Origin of the sequence: Trichococcus sp. (assembly GCF_049589555.1) — a bacterium.
Taxonomy (GTDB): domain Bacteria; phylum Bacillota; class Bacilli; order Lactobacillales; family Aerococcaceae; genus Trichococcus.
Map to the genome: position 1 here is coordinate 1 of NZ_JBAWAZ010000162.1, position 18,308 is coordinate 18,308.

Sequence of the window (18,308 nt, forward strand, 5' to 3'; positions counted from 1 at the left end):
CGGGCCGTTACCACGAAGAAAAAGTCGTTTCCGAAGTGGGAGATTACGGACGGATCTATGCCGGCGTCTATGAGTCAATCGTCAATGGAAAAGAAAAAATCGTCAAAGATGAAGAGACCATCCGCCAAATCGAAATTCTTGAAGAAGGCATCAACACAATCAAGGAATAATTACAGGAGGTATTAAAAAATGGAAAACTTATTAAATATCCTTGAGGAAAAATTGACTCCGATAGCCGTTAAACTGGAACAAAACCGCTATTTGAGTGCTGTAAAGAACAGTTTTATGTCAGCGATGCCGCTTTTGATCATCGGGTCCTTCTTCATCTTATTGGCCTACTTGCCGATTAACGCTTATACCGAATTCATGCTGAACACGTTTGGAGCCGATTGGCAACGGATGTTCACGATCCCGAACAACATTTCCATGAGCATGATGACCGTTTACGTTGTGGTCGGGATGGGTAATGAATTAGCTAAATCGTACGGACTGGATAATATGGCCGGCATCTTTGCAGCGTTGGCATCCTTTTTCGTCGTAACACCGATGCACGCTTTCGCGGAGGAAGGCTTGGGAATCGGGATTCCGTTGGGGAACCTGGGAGCTGCCGGATTATTTGTTGGCATCCTGATTGCAATTATCGCAATTGAAATCATGCGCTTCACCGACAAAATGGGCTGGAAAATCACAATGCCTGATTCGGTTCCGCAGAACGTATCGAAGTCCTTCTCAGCCTTGATTCCGGTTGCGCTGGTCATCATTTTCTTCAACTTCGTGCGCATCGGCTTTGAGCAGACCAGTTACGGCGACGTGCAAACGTTCATCTTCAATAACTTGCAGACGCCATTAACGGCTTTAGGAAGCACATTGCCGGCGACCATCGTTGTGCTCCTTATTGAAGGTATTCTTTGGTCATTTGGTCTGCACGGTGCGAATATCGTCGGCAGTGTGATGTCTCCGATTTGGTTGACCTTGACAGCTGAAAATGCTACGGTGCTGGCAGCTGGGGATGTTATTCCGAATATCGTGACTTCTCAGTTTTATAATAACTTCATCAAAATCGGTGGATCGGGTGCAACGTTCGGTCTGTGTCTTTTGCTTCTGTTCGCAGCCAAATCCAAGCAGTTCAAAGCGTTGGGCAAATTGTCGATCGGTCCGGAAATCTTTACGATCAATGAATCGATCATTTTCGGTATGCCGATCGTATTGAACCCGATCATGATCGTTCCGTTTCTCTTGGCACCAATCATCATGGGCGTTGTCGCATTTTTTTCAATGAGTACGGGGCTCGTACCGTATACCAATGGGGTGAACATTCCTTGGACCACTCCTCCGATCATTGCAGGGTTCTTGGTTTCCGGCTGGAGAGGAGCCGTATTGAATATCGTCCAAATCGCTCTTTCTGCTGCCATCTACTTCCCGTTCTTTAAGATAGCGGATAATTTGGCGGTCAAACAGGAGCTGGAAAACGACGAAGAAGTACAGCATCAGATGGATGCTGTTGAAGCATAGAAACTGAATAAGAATAAAAAGAATCGAAAAAAGGAGTCTTATATATGAAACTTGCAATACTAGGGTCAGGACAAATCGTCATGGATTTTCTGACGATGGCGAAGGACTTGCCGGATACGGAATTGGTCAGCATGTTCGGCATCGAAGCGGAACGCGCGAAAATGGAGGGCCTGGCAAACACGTACGGCATCGGAAAAATTTGCACGGACTACGAAGAAGTCTTGAAAGATCCGGAATGCGACACCATCTATGTGGGACTGCCTAATCATCTGCACTATACATTTACGAAGCAAGCATTGGAGAACGGAAAACATGTAATCTGCGAAAAACCATTCACGATCAAGTCAGCTGAATTGATCGAACTGAAGGAACTGGCTGAAAGCAAAAAGCTGATCCTGGTCGAAGCGATCACGACAAGATATTTGTCTAACTATCTGGCGATCAAGGAACAGATTCCACAATTAGGGGATCTGAAGATCATTGAATGCAACTATTCCCAGTATTCTTCTCGATACGATGCCTTCAAGAAGGGAGAAGTTTTGCCCGCCTTCAGTCCGAAAGCAGGCGGCGGAGCGTTGATGGACATCAATATCTACAACATCCACTTTGTCGTTGGGATCCTTGGGAAACCCGACTCGGTGAAATACCTTGCGAATGTCGAGCGAGGGATCGATACATCCGGGATTCTGCTGTTGGATTACCCGGGTTGTAAAGTCGTCTGCATCGGGGCGAAGGATTCGGCAGCACCGATACGATCCATGATTCAGGGTGATAAAGGCTCCGTTGTACTGAATGGCCCGCCGAATCTCTGCGATTCTTTTGTGGTGAACCTGAACGGCCAGGAGAGCCAAGCCTTGGACAAGAAAGTACATCCGCACCGGATGTACGAAGAGTTCTGCGAATTTGCACGCATGATCGAAGCAAAAGATTTTGCGAAAGCCAAGGAAATGCTTGAGCAAAGCCAAGTCGTCATGGAAATCGCCGAAGAGGCGCTGGCAGGTGCCGGAATCGTTCTGGGTTAATAGAATAAATACAAGGATGGGCTGTCTCAAAATGAGGCGGCCCCATTAATGGAAAGGTGCATGCACAATGGACAAAGTCGAAATATTGGAACAGGAACAAAAGCTTCAATTTGAAGCATTTACGCATGATGCAGGCTTGGAAATCGCGCAGCGCATCGTCAAAAAGGTCAAGGAACAAGCACCGAAGCCTGTCGGAATAAGGATCGTGCATAATGGTTTGTTGATCCTGCATTATTTGATGGACGGTAGAAAAGAGAGCCCTTGGTTGAACCGGAAGGAAAAGACCGTATTGGACAGCGGGCACAGTTCCCTTTATACCTACCTTTTTATGGATGAGGTGCCGGAATACAAGGCGTGGGAGAGCAGCGAAGAATACGCCATCTGCGGTGGCGGTTTCCCGATCATTGAAGATGGACAGGTTACAGGTGTCATCTGCGTTTCCGGGTTGGAACATCTGGAGGACCACAGATTGATCGTCGAATCGATCGAAGAAGTGTTGGCGAGCGCCTGATCTTTTGAAGGTCCTAAAAACTGAAAAAGGGGATGAGCGAGCATGAAAGTTGGCGTCATCGGAATCGGGAATATCGCGCAGAAAGCCTATTTGCCTGTCATGGCGGAAATGCGGGATACGGTGGAGTGGCACCTCTGCTCCCGGAACAAGGAAACACTGGAACAAGTCGGGAAGAAATACGGTTTCGAACGACTGTATACCGATATGGATAAATGGTTGGACAGCGGCATCGAGGCTGCCTTTGTGCATGTGGCTACGGCGGCCCATGCGACAGTGATCCGCAGTCTGTTGGATCGGGGGATTGCAGTTTATGTGGACAAACCGATCAGCGACGATCTGGAAGAGGTGAAGCAGCTGATCGAGTTGGCCGATTCGAAAGGCTTGCTGCTGACTGCTGGATTCAATCGCCGCTTCGCTCTGCTGATCCAACGGTTGAAGGAGATTCCCGACAAAAATATGCTCTTCATCCGAAAGGATCGGATAAACTTGGTTGAGCCGGTCCGCCATGCTGTTTATGATTTGTTCCTGCACATCGCTGATGCCGCATTGTATTTGCTGGATGATGAGGTCCTCTCGGTGCAATCGAAGATCATCGAAAAGGACGGCAACCTGAAGCGGATTTGGGTGGAACTGGAAACGAAGACGACCAGCTGTTTTGTCTCGATGAACTACGAGGCGGGCGCCAATCAGGAAGTGATGGAAATCCAGAGTCCGGAAGGGATCGTAAGGGTTGTGGATCTGACCGGTATGACGATCTCCAATCAGGCCGGAACCCAGCTTACCGGTTTTGGCGACTGGGAAGGTACGTTGTGCAAACGCGGCTTCGAACCGTTGATCCGTGGCTTCATCGGGGGCATCATGAATAAAGAAAATCCGGTCACGACCGATTCCGTTTATCTGAGCCATTCCCTTTGCGAGAAAATTTTGCAGGACAACGGTTACTGATACACGTATTCCTGGTTTTACCTTTGGGCAAAATTTAAATTATTATTAACCAACACATAAAATGAAAGTTGACATTAATCGAACGATCATTTATTATACAGGCATGAGACTAAAAGATGAAACCAAAAACGAAAATATTTTTAACGCTACACTCCAATTGATCAATGAAGTCGGGCTTTCTGAAACTTCGATGTCGAAGATCGCCAAGAGTGCCAATGTATCTGCATCAACCATCTACGTATATTTTGAGAACAAGGAGGATTTGCTGAATAAACTGTACTTGGAAGCCAAAAGGAAGATGAGCGAGGAAATGTTCACCGATTTCGATGAATCGCTGCCGATACAAACAGCATTTGAAATATCGTTAAGAAGATTCACCCACTTTATCTTGAAAAATAAAGATTACTTCTTGTTTATCGAGCAATTCCAAAATTCACCGCTTCTTAAAAAAATTACCAGTGAAGAAAGTGCTGAATATTTTGAACCGCTTTATCGCTTATTTGAAAAAGGCAAGGAACAAAACATTCTTAAGCAAGTTGATACCAGTCTTTTGAATATTTTTACTTCTTACCCTGTGATGCAAGCTGCAAAAGAACATTTCCTGGGTAAATCTGAATTAAATGAAGATAAGCTGAATCTGATTGTTCAAATGACATGGGATTCTGTAAAAGCTTAAATATTTTCTGTTATTCAGAGGGGAAATCGGTTAGCTTTGAAAAAAGTTGATAGCTCCTCTGAATACTATTTTTAGCTTGAATATAATCGAATGTTCGTTTAACATTGGATGCATATTCGAAAGCGGTCGGCAAAAATAAAGACATAGTGAAAGCTGAATATATTTTTTTATCCTTAATTAAACGGACGTTCGATTATGAAGTAAAGGAGGTGATGCCGAAAGAGATAGCAACCTATTAATAAAATTAAACACTAGCGACTAAAACATAAACAAGAAAGAGGAAAAAATATGAACGAAAAATACAGCAATTTAATGGAACCCTTCATATTCAAAAACGGATTCACCCTTAGAAATCGGGTTGTGATGGCACCGATGACGACTTGGGCCAGCAATGACGATTACACGATTTCCGATGAAGAATTAAACTATTACAAAAAAAGAGTGACCGGTGTAGGGATGGTCATCACCGGCTGCACACGCGTACAGCCGAACGGGATTGGTTTCGCGAATGAATTCGCAGCTTATGACGATAGCTTTATGCCAAGTTTACGTAAACTGGCTGAAGCTACAAAAAGCGGTGGCGCCCAAGCGATTCTTCAAATTTTCCACGCCGGGAACAAAGCGCTGCCTGCATTTACCCCAAATGGCGACGTTGTCAGCTCCAGTGCCCTGGAAACGGAAGCTACTGCATTTGCGCCTTCTGTTACACCGCGTGAACTGTCGCATGATGAAATTATGGAAGTGATTCATGCATTCGGGGAAATGACAAGACGAGCTATTGAAGCTGGGTTTGATGGTGTTGAGCTACATGGCGCTCATGGCTTTTTACTTCAAAACTTCATGTCTCCGTTCTTCAACAGACGTGAAGACCAATGGGGAGGCTCACTGGAAAATCGCTTGCGCTTCCCGGTGGCGGTCATTCGGGAAATAAAGAGTGTGATCAAAAAGCTTGCAACCAAACCATTTATATTAGGTTACAGAATTTCGCCTGACGAACCACAAGAGGGCGGCCTAAGAATGCAGGATACCTATGCATTGATCGAACGCTTGATTGAAGAAGATGTGGATTATGTGCATGCTTCATTGGCTAGTGCGCTTTCTTCAAAACCAGTCGACAGTCAAGACGAAAAAACCTACCTTGAGTTGATTGTCGAAAAGGCAAATGGCCGTATTCCTGTGTTGGCAGCTGGATCTATGGTAACGCCGGATGATGTTGCAAGTGGTTTGGATAAGGGGCTTTCGCTGGCGGTAGTAGGCCAAGGATTAATCATGAATCCAGATTGGATCGAAAAGGTTCAAAACGGACAAGAGTCAGAAATCCAGACAACGATAAAGGCTTCAACGGTCAGTAAACTTGAGCTTCCGGAAAAACTTTGGGGCGTCATTCAAGCTTCCGGCCCATGGTTCAAGCTTGAAGATTAATCTCCTGGCAAGGCGGTGGCAGAGGGCAATATGGTAAAATATGAGTAAATTACCGGCATTTATTGGGTTCTGTATAAGTGATCGACTCGAGATGGGACTGCCCCATTGATGGAAAGGAAAATGTGGAATGGATAAAACCGAGATAGTGAAGCAAGAGCAGAAGCTGCAGTTTGAAGCATTCACGCATGAGATGGGTTTGGAGATCGCGCTGAGGATCATCAAAAAGGTCAAAGAACAAGCCACAAAACCTGTAGGCATCAGGATTGTGCACAATGGTCAGGTGATCTTCTATTATTCGATGGATGGGAGGGAAGAGAATACGTGGCTGGACAGGAAGGAAAAGACTGTATTGGACAGTGGGCACAGTTCGCTCTATACCTACTTGTTTGCGGATGATGTTCCTTATAAGCAGTGGGCGAGCGATGAAGCCTACGCCATCTACGGAGGCGGCTTTCCGATCATCGAGAAAGAGGAGGTGACCGGAGTCATCTCTGTATCCGGTTTGTCTCATCGGGAGGACCACAGATTGCTTGCCGAATCGATGGAAGAAGTATTGGCCTCACAATATTAAGACCGTTGCTGACGGATTTGAGAAAAATCAATAAGACCGCACCAAAATGGATTTGTTATCCATTTCGGTGCGGTCTTGTTTTTGTGGTAATTTGTTCTTCGAACATCGTGCAGTCAATTCATGACTGATTAGTCCTGGATTTCATCCAATTTCTTCAGATGCTTTTCGGCAATCTTTTTCACTTTGTCGACGCGGTTCGTGTATTTTTCGATATCGCTGAGGTAATCGGTCGTCATCCAAGCCGTCACGATTTCAAGCGCCAATGCCGAACCAATGATTTTTCCGCCAAGGCAGAGGACATTCGTGTCGGAGTGGGAACGCGCCAGTTTCGCGCAGAAAGGATCTTGGCAGACCGCTGCATAGACGCCGTAGATTTTGTTGGCGATCATGGCACTGCCGTAACCGACGCCATCCACAAAGATACCGCGGTCGGCTTTTCCTTCCGCCACAGCCAGTGAGGCAGGGTAAACATAATCGGACAGGTCACAAGGTTCTTCGTTGTAAGGTCCGAAGTCGAGCACTTCATGGCCTTCCTTTTCGAGTAAAGCTTTGACTTCTTCTTTCAATGCGAAGCCGGCATGGTCGCTGGAAACGGCAATTTTCATTTAAATCCCTCCATTATCTGTCATTAATCAAAAGTATAAGCCAAATGGCGAGAGTAGTACAGACTGAGTTTACAGATCAAGGCACTGCGACACTTTGGGTAAAAGAATAATCTGCATTTAGAGCATTTTTCCATATGATTTTGATGTAGTTTTACAGATTGGTTTTGATTATAGTAAGCGTATACTTAAAAACAAGGCGGGGAACCACATGGAAATTATGGATATTAAATTTAACGGCATTGTTGAGCCTATCGGGTATCATTTTGAGCCCTTGATCGTCAGTTGGGCGGTCGACAACGGGTTAGGGAAAATGCAAAAAGAGGCAAGCCTCCAGGTAGCTGCCAATCACGAATTCAAGGAGATTGTGCTTGAGAAAAACGGTGATCTGGACAGTTCAGGGGAAACGTTGACGCTTCAGTTGAAGCCCAGAACACGCTATTATGTGCAGATTCGTGTCACGGCTGAAGATGGTGAAGTGGCTGAATCGACAAGCTTTTTTGAGACTGGGAAAATGGATGAAGCTTGGGACGCCGAATGGATCGGGCCGAAGGTGCAAGAAGAAATCCATCCGATTCTGTTCAAGGATTTCGAACTGAGCCATGAAGTAAAAGAATCCCGCCTGTATATCAGTGGGGTTGGGCTTTATGAAGCGAGTTTGAACGGAAAGAAAATCGGAAATGATGTTCTGGCGCCGTTCGTCAACAACTACGATGCTTTCATCCAAATCCAAACGTATGATGTCACTGATCAATTGAAACAAAGCAATCAGTTGGCGATCATGTTGGGCAATGGCTGGTACAAAGGGAGATTCGGCCTGAGCGGCGAGAATGCTTATTTCGGGGACAAATTTGCGGCAATTGCCGAATTGGTGGTGAGCTACGAAAACGGGATGGAAGAGCGGATCGTGACGGATCTCAGTTGGAAAGCGACGCTGAGCGATATCACGAACAGCGGCATCTACGATGGCGAAACGATCGACCGGACACTTGATAAATCGGGGCGCAGCGATGAGGTGGCGATCGTCGGCATTCCAAAAGAAAAATTGAAAGACCGCGTGAGCCCGGGATTGAGCATTCATGAAGTAGTTCCTTTGAAGGAGGTCATCACGACCCCGAATGGCGAGACGGTAGTTGATTTCGGACAGAACTTTGCCGGCTGGCTTGCGTTTGATGCCGATTTCCCGGCAGGAACCGAGGTGCACTTTGAGTTCGGGGAAATACTGCAGCAAGGCAATTTTTATAATGAAAATTACAGCACCGCCACAGCAGGCTTCCGTTACATTTCCAATGGAGAAGCCGAAACGGTTCACCCGCATTTCACTTACTTTGGCTTCCGTTATGTACGTGTGACGGGCTGGCCGGCAGACAAGGAGATAGCCGTACGCGGGTTGGCCATCTATTCCGATATGACGAGAACGGGCATCATCGAAACGGGCAATGCTAAAGTGAATCAATTGTATGCAAACTCGCTTTGGGGGCTCAAATCAAACTTCCTCGATATGCCTACCGATTGTCCGCAAAGGGCTGAGCGTTTGGGCTGGACTGGGGACGCGCAAGTATTTGCTCCGACAGCAAGTTATCATATGGACACGCGGGCTTTTTACCGTAAATATCTGATTGACATGCGTACGGAACAGGAAAAACTGTCGGGAAGCATCCCAAATTATATGCCGGCGATGGCTACTCAAGGTGGCGCAGCTGTCTGGGGAGATGCAGCGACTTTTATTCCTAAAGCTTTATGGACTGCCTATGGGAACAAGGAAGAAGTCGGGCAGTACTACCCGCTGATGAAAGACTGGGTGGATTGGACCGGTTCTAAAATCGAAAAAGCGCATGGTTCGAAAACGGAGCTCAATGCCGGTGGATTCCAGTTCGGGGATTGGCTGGCTTTGGATGGCGCGACTCCTTCATCATTCAAAGGAAGCACTGACGATACGTTTATTGCTTCAGCTTATTATTACGAAAGTCTGTGCATCGTCGCGGAAGTCGCAGCTTTGATGGGGAATGAGTCTGACGCGGCCTATTACCGCGGACTCAGCGAACAAGTCCGTGAGCGGATTTTGTTCGAGTATGTGACGCCATCCGGACGCCTGTCCATCGACACTCAATCGGGGTACATCATTGCTTTGAAGTTCAAACTATTCCGTGAGCGCGAAGTGGTCATTGAGCAGCTGAAAACCCGTTTGAAAAAAGATCTTTACAAAATCAAATCCGGTTTTGTGGGGACTCCGATTTTTTGCCAAGTTCTGTCAGAGAATGGCATGGTCGATTTGGCCTATGAATTTTTGCTCAATGAAGGCTTCCCAGGCTGGTTGTATGCGGTGAATCTTGGCGCGACGACAATCTGGGAGCGCTGGAACAGCGTAATGCCGGATGGCACCATGAATCCGGCAGGCATGAATTCCCTGAACCACTACAGTTATGGATCCGTCATCGAGTTTGTCTATAAATACGTGGTGGGCATCCAACCGCTGGATGCTGGTTTCCGTACCGCGAGATTAGCGCCCAATCCAAATGTAAAATTGGGATATGCCCGCGGAAGCTATCAGTCAGCGGCCGGTAAATTCGTCAGTGAATGGAAGATACTTAAAAATGGCGAACTGAGCTGCAATTTCGAAGTGCCTTTTGGCGCGCAGGCTGAGATCGTGTTGCCGTACTCTGAGCGGGAGCCGATCAAAGTGGCGTCAGGCATATATGAGTACACCTACCAACCGACAAAAGACCTGAGCGTGCTGTATGATTCGGATACACGACTTTCGATCATCAAGAACGAAAACAAGGAGCTGTTCGAAGAAATACTGGGCATTCACGAACGCATCAGAGGCTTCATGGCGTTTGCCGATGAGGAACAGCTGAACCTATCCTTGAATCAGCTGTCAAAATTATTCTACACTGGCATAACTGCAGAGATGGTCGCTGAGGCCGACCGTTTATTTAAAAAATCGAATCGTATCTGACGGAAAAAGCAAAGGCCCGAAAGCCTTTGCTTTTTTTGATGGAGTTGATAAAATGGGCATGAAGAACAGAGGAGTGAATAATATGTCCGCAGCACAAGATGTTCTGGCAACCTTGCTGAAAGAAACGCAGCTTGAAGCTGAAATGAAAACTATGACGGTCGAACAGATAACCGCCAAATTCCAAAATCAAGCGGCAACAGCCGGCTATCTGCTTGATTTCCATTTGTCTGATGAGGATTTTTTTGTGGATCATCAAATCTTCATGAACCGGCATGCCCGCTATTTTGCCATGCCCACCCATTCGCATGAATTCCTGGAACTGAATTACCTTCTGCAAGGGCAATGCACCCAGTGGATCGGCCAGGAGAAAATCCAGATGAAGCAAGGCGATCTGCTGATGATTGATCCTGGGACCGGCCATTCCATCGACAAGCTCGGTGGACAGGACATCCTCATCAACATATTGATCAAGTCTGATGCCATTAACACGAAGGTGCTCCAAAGGATGGCGCAAAGGCATAGTCTGATTACTGATTTTTTGCTGACCGTAGGCAAAAAAAATAGCCGTCACCGACCCTATCTGCATTTCAGCACCGCCGATAATCAACGGATCAGCACGTGCTTGTCCTATTTGCTTGCCGATTATTTTGGAGACGAAACGCCTAAATTCGAGAAAGTGGAACTTTGGTTGTTGGTCATCCTGGCCGAACTGGAGGATATCATGTCCAGCGAAGCTGGGGAACTCCCTTTCAACAAGAAAGTGATCGATGCCCTGGCGATCATCGACAGTGAATATGCCAGCATCACGCTGGAAGGCCTGGGGAAAAAATTGAATTTCAACAAAAATTATCTCAGCAATCTGCTGAAGCAAGAAACGGGTCTGACCTTCAAAGAATGGGTCACGAAACGGCGGCTGCAAAAGGCCTACGATCTGCTGATCGGGACCGACAAACCGATCGAAAAAATTGTTGCAGAGCTTGGCATCACCAGTCCGAGTTATTTCTTCAAGATATTCAAGAATGAGTACGGAGAGACACCCAATCAGTTAAGGAAAAAAATGCACCGAAGCAAAAAGCTATGAGAAATTCATAGTTTTTTTGTATGTGGTTTTTGAAAGCTTTTAGGCGATCAAGCGTGAACCTGTGATTTGGACAGTATACGCTTTGGTTCTGCCATTGTTCGGGATGCTCCGATTATGTAGGATGAAGGTGTAAACTAGGATTCTTCGAATGGAGCAGACAAATGAACGAAATAAAAGGATTGGTATTCGATTTGGACGGTGTCATCACCGATACAGCGGAACGGCATTACTTGGCATGGAAAAGGATAGCGAATCGATTGGGAATTGCAATCGACCGCGAATGGAACGAGCGCCTCAAAGGCATCAGCAGAACGGAATCCTTGGAACTGATATTGGCTGAAAAGCCAGACTGTCTCCTTGATGCAGAAGAAAAAGAACAGCTGTTGAAAGAAAAAAATGCGCATTACCTGGAGTTGATCGCGGAAATCACAGCAGCGGACATCCTGCCCGGGATTCCAGAACTTCTGGAAGAGGCCAAAAGCGGAGGTTACCGCATGGCGATCGCCTCCGCCAGCAAAAATGCGCCGCTCATTCTGGAAAGATTGGGCCTTTCGGCTGTGTTTGAGGCCGTCGTCGATCCGGAATCTCTGAAACATAACAAGCCGCATCCGGAGATTTTTGAGAGGGCGGCACAAGCTTTTGGTCTGGAAACACACGCATGCATCGGCTTCGAAGACTCGTTGGCCGGCATCGAAGGGATCAAACGGGCGGGCATGCCCGCTGTCGCCATCGGCATCCCTGTCTTTGGTGAGTGGCTTCCGGATATCGAAGTGGCAGCTACAAAAGATTTAAAATTGGAAGAAATTGTGCGTGAAGTGACGATGAAGGAGCGTGTTGAAGGATGATCGATTTGAAGGGGAATCCTTTCTATCTGAAGGATGAGCAAATCGCGTGGGTGAACCGGACTTTGGAAAGTCTGACATTGGATGAAAAAGTGGGCCAGCTGTTCTGTCCGATCGGGATGTCCACGGATGAAAAGGCGTTGTTTGATTTGGTCGTCAACAAGAAAGTTGGCGGCTTGCTGTTCCGTCCCGGAAAAGGTGAAGAAGTGCAGCAAGCGCACCGTTATCTGCAACAACAGGCAAAAATTCCTTTGCTGATTGCAGCCAACTTGGAAGCGGGGGGTACAGGAAGCGCCGTTGACGGTACGCGCATAGGCAATCCGATGCTGTTGGCGGCTGGTCAGGATGCCGAATTTGGGCACCATCTCGGTGAAGTCTGCGCCAAGGAAGGCTCAGCGGTAGGGGTGAACTGGGCCTTCGCGCCGGTCGTGGACATCGACTACAATTGCCACAATCCGATCACGAACGTGCGCACGTACGGCAGCGATCCCGAAACCGTCCTGAACTATGCGCAAGGATTCGTTGAAGGCGTGCAGCAAAACGGTGTGGCGGCTTCAATCAAACACTTCCCCGGGGACGGTATCGACTTCCGCGATCAGCACTTGGTGACTTCTGTCAACACTCTGCCTCTCGAAGAATGGCGGAATACCTATGGGAAAGTCTACTCGGGTCTGATCGAAGCCGGGGCGCTTTCGGTAATGATCGGCCATATCGCTTTGCCGGCCATCCAGAAGTCCGATGAAGATGCTTTTCTGCCGGGTACCTTGTCCCCTGTCATTATGCAGGAACTGTTGCGCGAGGAACTCGGATTCAATGGCGTCATCACAAGCGATGCCACGCCGATGGTCGGTTTCTGCGCGGCGATGGAGCGGCGGTTGGCTGTTCCGACAGCAATCGCAGCTGGGTGCGATATCTTCCTGTTCAATAAGGATCTGGAGGAGGATATCCGCTTCATGAAGGAAGGGATTGAAAATGGCATCCTGAAGTTGGAACGGATCGATGAAGCTGTCACCCGCATTTTGGCGATGAAAGCTGCATTGAAGTTGCCTGAAAAACAGGCGGAAACATTTTTGGTTCCGGCAAAGGAAGAACTGGTTGTTCTACAGACTGATCAGCATATCCGATGGGCGAAGGAAGCCGCCGACAACGGCATCACTCTTGTTAAGGACACGGCTGGAAACCTGCCATTGCGACCGGACGCGACGCCTCGTTTATTGCTGCAGCTACTCGGGCCTTACGAGGAATCAAATCGCCAGATTTTTTCCAAGGTGCTGCCGCTTTTGGAGAAGGAAGGCTTCCGCGTGAAGCTTTATCAGCCTGAAGATTTCACGACCGGGTTCGAGTCCGTTTCCCAGTTCCGTTCCAAATATGATGCTGTCCTCTATCTGGCCAATGTCGAAAACCGCAGCAACGCCACAACGACAAGAATCAACTGGTATACCTTCTTTGGCTTAGGGAACAATATCCCATGGTTCGTCGACGAAGTGCCGACCATATTCGCGAGCCTGGGCAATCCCTACCATCTGATAGATGTGCCGATGGTGAAGACCTACATCAATGCCTATGATAATCATGAAGCGGTAATCGAAGCGCTTGTCGCCAAACTTATCGGCAAGAGTGATTTCAAAGGCGAGAGCCCGATCGATCCATACTGCGGCTTGATGGATGCCTGCAGATAAATTGATTATTCGCCCAACCAGATGAGTCCGGTTGGGTTTTTCTGTATAATGGTGGATAAGATAAAGAACGGGAGGAGAGGGAAAATGTTCGAACTGGATCATTTTTTAAGGCAAGAAACCAAAATCGAAAAAGAGCAGAGGAAATCTGGCTTCAATGTGACCGATCCTGATATCCTAGATGAACTGATTTTGAGCGGGAATAAGTTCCGCTTGAACGGCGATTTCCTGCTGAGCGAGGAGATGTTCTTCAAAAAAGGCGATGTCCATATCCGGAAGCACAACCGCTATTCCGATATGCCCTTGCACCACCATCAGTTTTTGGAATTGAACTATATATATTCCGGATCCTGCACCCAGAAAGTCAGTGGGGAGGAAATCATTCTCAATGAAGGTGACATCATCATGCTCGATCGGGGCAGCTCGCATTCCTTCCAGGCGTTGGGCGAAAACGACATCCTCATCAATGTCCTGTTGAAAGTGGAGACGATCAATACAAAAATCCTGCAGCAGCTCGTGAGAAAACGCGGGGTATTGACTGAGTTTCTGGTGTTGGCAAGCCAACGCACTCATGAGGAGGATCAGTTCCTGGTCTTCCGGACGGGAGAAAACGAAAAAGTCCAGACTTTCATGCATTATATCCTGGAGGAATACTATGGTGAATCTGAACCGAATATCGAAGTGATCCACCTCTATCTGCCGTTGCTGTTCATGGAACTGGCGCGCACGTTTGAAGAGGAAACAAAAGGGCAGCAACGGCACCACAATCAGGTAGTCACGGAAGCGTTGGCCATCATCGAAAAGGATTACCGCACGCTTTCTTTGGAAATGCTGGCGCAACAATTGGGCTTCAACAAGAATTATTTGGGGAATCTGATCAAAAAAGAGACGGGGGACACTTTCAAACAGTTGCTGCAGCGCCAACGCATGCTGCACGCACACCATCTCCTGCTTTATTCAAATTATTCGATGGAGGAAATATCCGAGGAAATCGGCTACCTGGACACGAGCTATTTCTTCCGGTCCTTCAAAAAAGTGCACGGAAAAACGCCAGGTCAGATCCGTGAGGAAGCATTGCACCGTGACCTGTAGTTTGACCACTTTGTTCTGTCCGCACGACATTGTAAGCCTTTGCCGAAAACGGTTTAATAAGAGTGTAAACAAAACAGAACAAAGGAGAGAATAATTATGGCAACTGAAACAAGAATTTTGGATCAAACAGACGAAAACAAGCTGCCGCTGAGCGAGAAGCTGACGTTCGGTTTCGGGAATCTGGCGGCCAATCTGATGCTTACGACGGCCAGTTCCTTCATCACTTACTACTACACCGATGTGGTCGGCCTGAGCGCAGTCATAGTCGGGAACATCCTCTTATGGGCGCGACTTTTTGATGGCGCTTCCGATTTGGCGATGGGTGCGATCGTCGACAAGACACGTTCGAAACACGGGAAGGCCAGACCTTGGATTTTATGGATGGCAATCCCTTATGCATTTGCAATGATACTGCTTTTCACTTCTCCGGATTTCCTGGGATCGACGGGCAAAGCCATTTACGCTTTCGTAACATATGTGATCGCTTTAGCTGGTGTATACACGGCGACGATGGTTCCCTATAACGCAATGATCGGTACGACGACCTCGAATCCTGTCGATCGCGGCAACCTTTCGACATCGCGTACATTGGCCGGATTCGTGGGGGCAATGGGCGTGACTGCAGTAGTTCTGCCGGTCGTCAACTTCTTTGGTGGCGATAAACAGGCTTGGACGTGGATGGCCGCTGTTTTCGGCGTAATCTCGACAGTTCTGTTGCTGATCCTGTTCAAAAATTCAAAGGAACGCGTCATCGAGTCTGCTGTAGCGGTCGAAAAGGTGCCGTTGAAAACAAACATCAAGGCACTGCTGCAGAATAAGTACTGGGTAATCATGATTCTTTATATGTTGATCAGTTTCATCAGCTCCGGTTTGGGCGGCATCAACATTTTCTATGCCCAATGGATTTTGGGAGATCCCGCGAAAGTGGCAATCATCGGTATCCTTTCCTTCATGCCGATTGCGGCAGGGGCAGTGTTCATGCCGTTTCTGCTGAGCAAATTCAGCAAAAAGACGATCACTTTGATCGGAGGCATCGTAATGATGATTGGTTTGCTGATCATCGCGCTGTTCCCGGAAAACTTCTCCATGATCTTGGTCGGTTTGGTCATCCGCGGACTGGGCATCGCGCCAGGAGCTGTTGCTGGCTTCGCTATGTTGGGTGACGTTGCCGATTACGGCGAATGGAAAACGGGCATCCGTAGCGAAGGTTTGATTTTCTCGGCAGGAACTTTTGCCGAAAAAGTCGGATCCGGAGTGGGTGGTCTGATTCTGGGTGTTGTTTTGGGACTTGGCGGTTATGTGTCGCAAGGCGTAACGCAATCAGCTGAAGCTTTATTCGCGATCAAGGCGATCTTCGCCTATCTGCCGATCGCCTTCACAGCAATCTGCATTTTGTTGATTCTGTTCTATGACTTGGATAAAAAACTTCCTGAAATCGCGGAAGACTTGAAAGCAAAACGAGTAAACGGATAAAGGGTACAGGCTGCCGTATCATAGGCAGCCTATTTTTTAAGACAGGGGCATATACAATGAATATATATAATCTGAAAACCAATCACATCCTGAATCCTATCGGTTTTTTGATGGACACAGTGACATTGTCTTGGACAATTGACGCGCCGTTTGAGGAAGAACTGCAAGGGACCCGGGTCATCATTTCACTGGATGAGACATTTGAAGAGGTCATCCATGACAGCGGGATGCAAGCCGAATTGGATCCGCTGTGCTATCAGCCGGAAATCAAACTGCAGCCGCGCACGCGCTACTTCTGGAAAGTGATTGCGAAGAATGCTGGCGGAGATGAGTCGTATTCCGAAATCCAGTACTTCGAAACGGCGAAGGAAGAGGAACAGTGGACCGGGAAATGGATCGAACCTGCCCGAAAGCTGGAACGGATGCCGCTTGTGCGGAAATTGTTCTGCCTGCCTGCAAAGCCTATCCGCAAAGCGCGCGTTTATGCGACAGGACTGGGCATTTATGAACTGTACCTGAACGGTGAAAAGATCGGTGACGAATATTTGGCTCCCGGCTTCCATTCTTATGATTTTTGGCAGCAATACCAGACTTATGATGTGACCGATGCCATCCAAGCGGGCGGCAATGCGATCGGCTTCATGCTGGGGGACGGCTGGTTCAAAGGCCGCTTCGGTTTCGACGGCGGATACGAAGATCTATATGGGGATCAGTTCCGCTTGATTGCGGAATGCATCGTCACTTATGAGGATGGAACAGAAGAAATCATCTCCACCGATGATACGTGGGAGGTGGCGGAAGGACCGCTCGTTTCCAGCAGCATATACGACGGGGAAGTCTATGACGCGAACCTGGAAATCGACGGTTGGGATAAATACAGCGAAGTGGAATCAGATTCACGTTGGGAATCGACGCAACTGAGCGACGCAAATACGGAAAAACTTCAGACGCGGTTGAGCGTTCCAGTCAAAATCGTGGATGCCTTCATGCCGGAACTGATTCTGACGCCGGCAGGGGAACAGGTGCTGGACTTCAAGCAGAACATGACCGGTTGGATTACTTTCACCGCGGATGTGCCAAAAGGGACAGTCATCACTTATGAGGTCGGCGAAGTGCTGCAGGAAGGCAACTTTTATCGCGATAATCTGCGCACAGCGGAAGCGAAATTCAGCTATATCAGTAATGGAAATCCGGTAGAAGTGCGTCCGTACTTCACTTTTTACGGCTTCCGCTATGCCAAAATCACCGGCGTTGACCTTATGGAGCGGAACATGGGCTTCAAAGGCTACGTGCTGCAGAGCGAATTGGAAGAGACGAGCGGCATGATCACAGCCAATCCGGATGTGAACCAACTGCTGAAGAACGCGCTTTGGGGGCAAAAAGGCAACTTCTTGGACGTGCCAACGGATTGTCCGCAACGCGACGAGCGCATGGGGTGGACCGGAGACGCGCAGATTTTTGCCCGGACAGCGAGCTATAATATGTACACTCCGGCTTTCTACAAAAAATTCATGCACGATTTGCGTCTGGAGCAAAAAGCACTGGATGGAGCCGTGCCATTCGTAGTTCCGCAGATCAAACCAAAAGATGATGCTGGGTTTGTGACTGGTGCTGGAGCGGCTGCCTGGTCGGACGCGGCGACGGTCATTCCCTGGGTACTCTATGAGCAGTACGGGGACCGTTCGCTGTTGAAGGAACACTATCCGACAATGAAGGATTGGGTGGACTATATCGTTCGCGAAGATATGAAATCCGGCGGCAATCGCCTCTGGACGACCGGTTTCCAGTTCGGCGATTGGCTTGCATTGGACGGGGACAATCCGCATTCACCGATGGGCGGCACCGATACGTCTCTGGTTGCATCCGTGTACTACTATCATTCGGCTACGTTGCTGGCACGGGCCGCGGAGGTCCTTGGCAATAC

General features: G+C 48.0%; 15 protein-coding genes and 1 pseudogene. 15 read left to right on the forward strand and 1 reads right to left on the reverse strand.

Annotated features, from left to right (window positions below; all coding sequences use genetic code 11):
• The 8 genes and pseudogenes from WBV27_RS06490 to WBV27_RS06525 form a co-directional block, all read left to right on the forward strand.
• Positions 1-170: pseudogene (locus WBV27_RS06490) on the forward strand (NAD(P)-dependent oxidoreductase); the annotation flags it as partial.
• A 19-nt stretch (positions 171-189) separates the two neighbouring features.
• Complete coding sequence (locus tag WBV27_RS06495; protein WP_424200464.1) at positions 190-1,512, forward strand: PTS sugar transporter subunit IIC; 1,323 nt, start codon at positions 190-192, stop codon at positions 1,510-1,512.
• 44 nt (positions 1,513-1,556) lie between these two features.
• A complete protein-coding gene (locus WBV27_RS06500; RefSeq protein WP_424200466.1) occupies positions 1,557-2,534 on the forward strand; it encodes a Gfo/Idh/MocA family protein in 978 nt (325 codons plus the stop codon).
• A gap of 67 nt (positions 2,535-2,601) precedes the next feature.
• Positions 2,602-3,045, forward strand: coding sequence for a heme-binding protein (locus WBV27_RS06505; protein WP_424200468.1), 444 nt, complete (start codon positions 2,602-2,604; stop codon positions 3,043-3,045).
• A gap of 42 nt (positions 3,046-3,087) precedes the next feature.
• A complete protein-coding gene (locus WBV27_RS06510) occupies positions 3,088-3,990 on the forward strand; it encodes a Gfo/Idh/MocA family protein (protein WP_424200470.1) in 903 nt (300 codons plus the stop codon).
• A gap of 61 nt (positions 3,991-4,051) precedes the next feature.
• Positions 4,052-4,666 (forward strand): TetR/AcrR family transcriptional regulator, encoded by a 615-nt coding sequence (locus WBV27_RS06515; protein WP_424200472.1) that lies wholly within the window; start codon positions 4,052-4,054, stop codon positions 4,664-4,666.
• Positions 4,667-4,954: 288 nt separating this feature from the next.
• Positions 4,955-6,088, forward strand: a complete 1,134-nt coding sequence (locus tag WBV27_RS06520) for an NADH-dependent flavin oxidoreductase (RefSeq protein WP_424200474.1) — start codon at positions 4,955-4,957, stop codon at positions 6,086-6,088.
• A gap of 127 nt (positions 6,089-6,215) precedes the next feature.
• Complete coding sequence (locus WBV27_RS06525; protein WP_424200476.1) at positions 6,216-6,659, forward strand: heme-binding protein; 444 nt, start codon at positions 6,216-6,218, stop codon at positions 6,657-6,659.
• Between the two features lie 128 nt (positions 6,660-6,787).
• On the opposite strand, the gene WBV27_RS06530 is transcribed toward WBV27_RS06525, so the two are convergent.
• Entirely contained in the window at positions 6,788-7,264 is a 477-nt protein-coding gene (locus tag WBV27_RS06530; RefSeq protein ID WP_086941985.1) for an RpiB/LacA/LacB family sugar-phosphate isomerase, read from the reverse strand.
• 208 nt (positions 7,265-7,472) lie between these two features.
• On the opposite strand from WBV27_RS06530, the gene WBV27_RS06535 reads away from it, so the two are divergent.
• The 7 genes from WBV27_RS06535 to WBV27_RS06565 form a co-directional block, all read left to right on the forward strand.
• Positions 7,473-10,220, forward strand: a complete 2,748-nt coding sequence (locus tag WBV27_RS06535; RefSeq protein ID WP_424200478.1) for a family 78 glycoside hydrolase catalytic domain — start codon at positions 7,473-7,475, stop codon at positions 10,218-10,220.
• Positions 10,221-10,272: 52 nt separating this feature from the next.
• Entirely contained in the window at positions 10,273-11,301 is a 1,029-nt protein-coding gene (locus WBV27_RS06540) for an AraC family transcriptional regulator (RefSeq protein WP_424200480.1), read from the forward strand.
• A 161-nt stretch (positions 11,302-11,462) separates the two neighbouring features.
• Entirely contained in the window at positions 11,463-12,146 is a 684-nt protein-coding gene (gene pgmB, locus WBV27_RS06545) for a beta-phosphoglucomutase (protein WP_424200482.1), read from the forward strand.
• Positions 12,143-13,822: a glycoside hydrolase family 3 protein gene (locus WBV27_RS06550; protein ID WP_424200484.1), complete on the forward strand. Its 1,680-nt coding sequence runs from the start codon at positions 12,143-12,145 to the stop codon at positions 13,820-13,822. The genes pgmB and WBV27_RS06550 overlap by 4 nt, the downstream gene beginning before the upstream one ends.
• Before the next feature lie 84 nt (positions 13,823-13,906).
• Complete coding sequence (locus tag WBV27_RS06555) at positions 13,907-14,911, forward strand: AraC family transcriptional regulator (protein WP_424200486.1); 1,005 nt, start codon at positions 13,907-13,909, stop codon at positions 14,909-14,911.
• 96 nt (positions 14,912-15,007) lie between these two features.
• Positions 15,008-16,384 (forward strand): MFS transporter, encoded by a 1,377-nt coding sequence (locus WBV27_RS06560; protein ID WP_424200488.1) that lies wholly within the window; start codon positions 15,008-15,010, stop codon positions 16,382-16,384.
• A 56-nt stretch (positions 16,385-16,440) separates the two neighbouring features.
• A partial coding sequence (locus WBV27_RS06565) for a family 78 glycoside hydrolase catalytic domain (protein WP_424200490.1) occupies positions 16,441-18,308 on the forward strand: 1,868 nt, incomplete at its 3' end.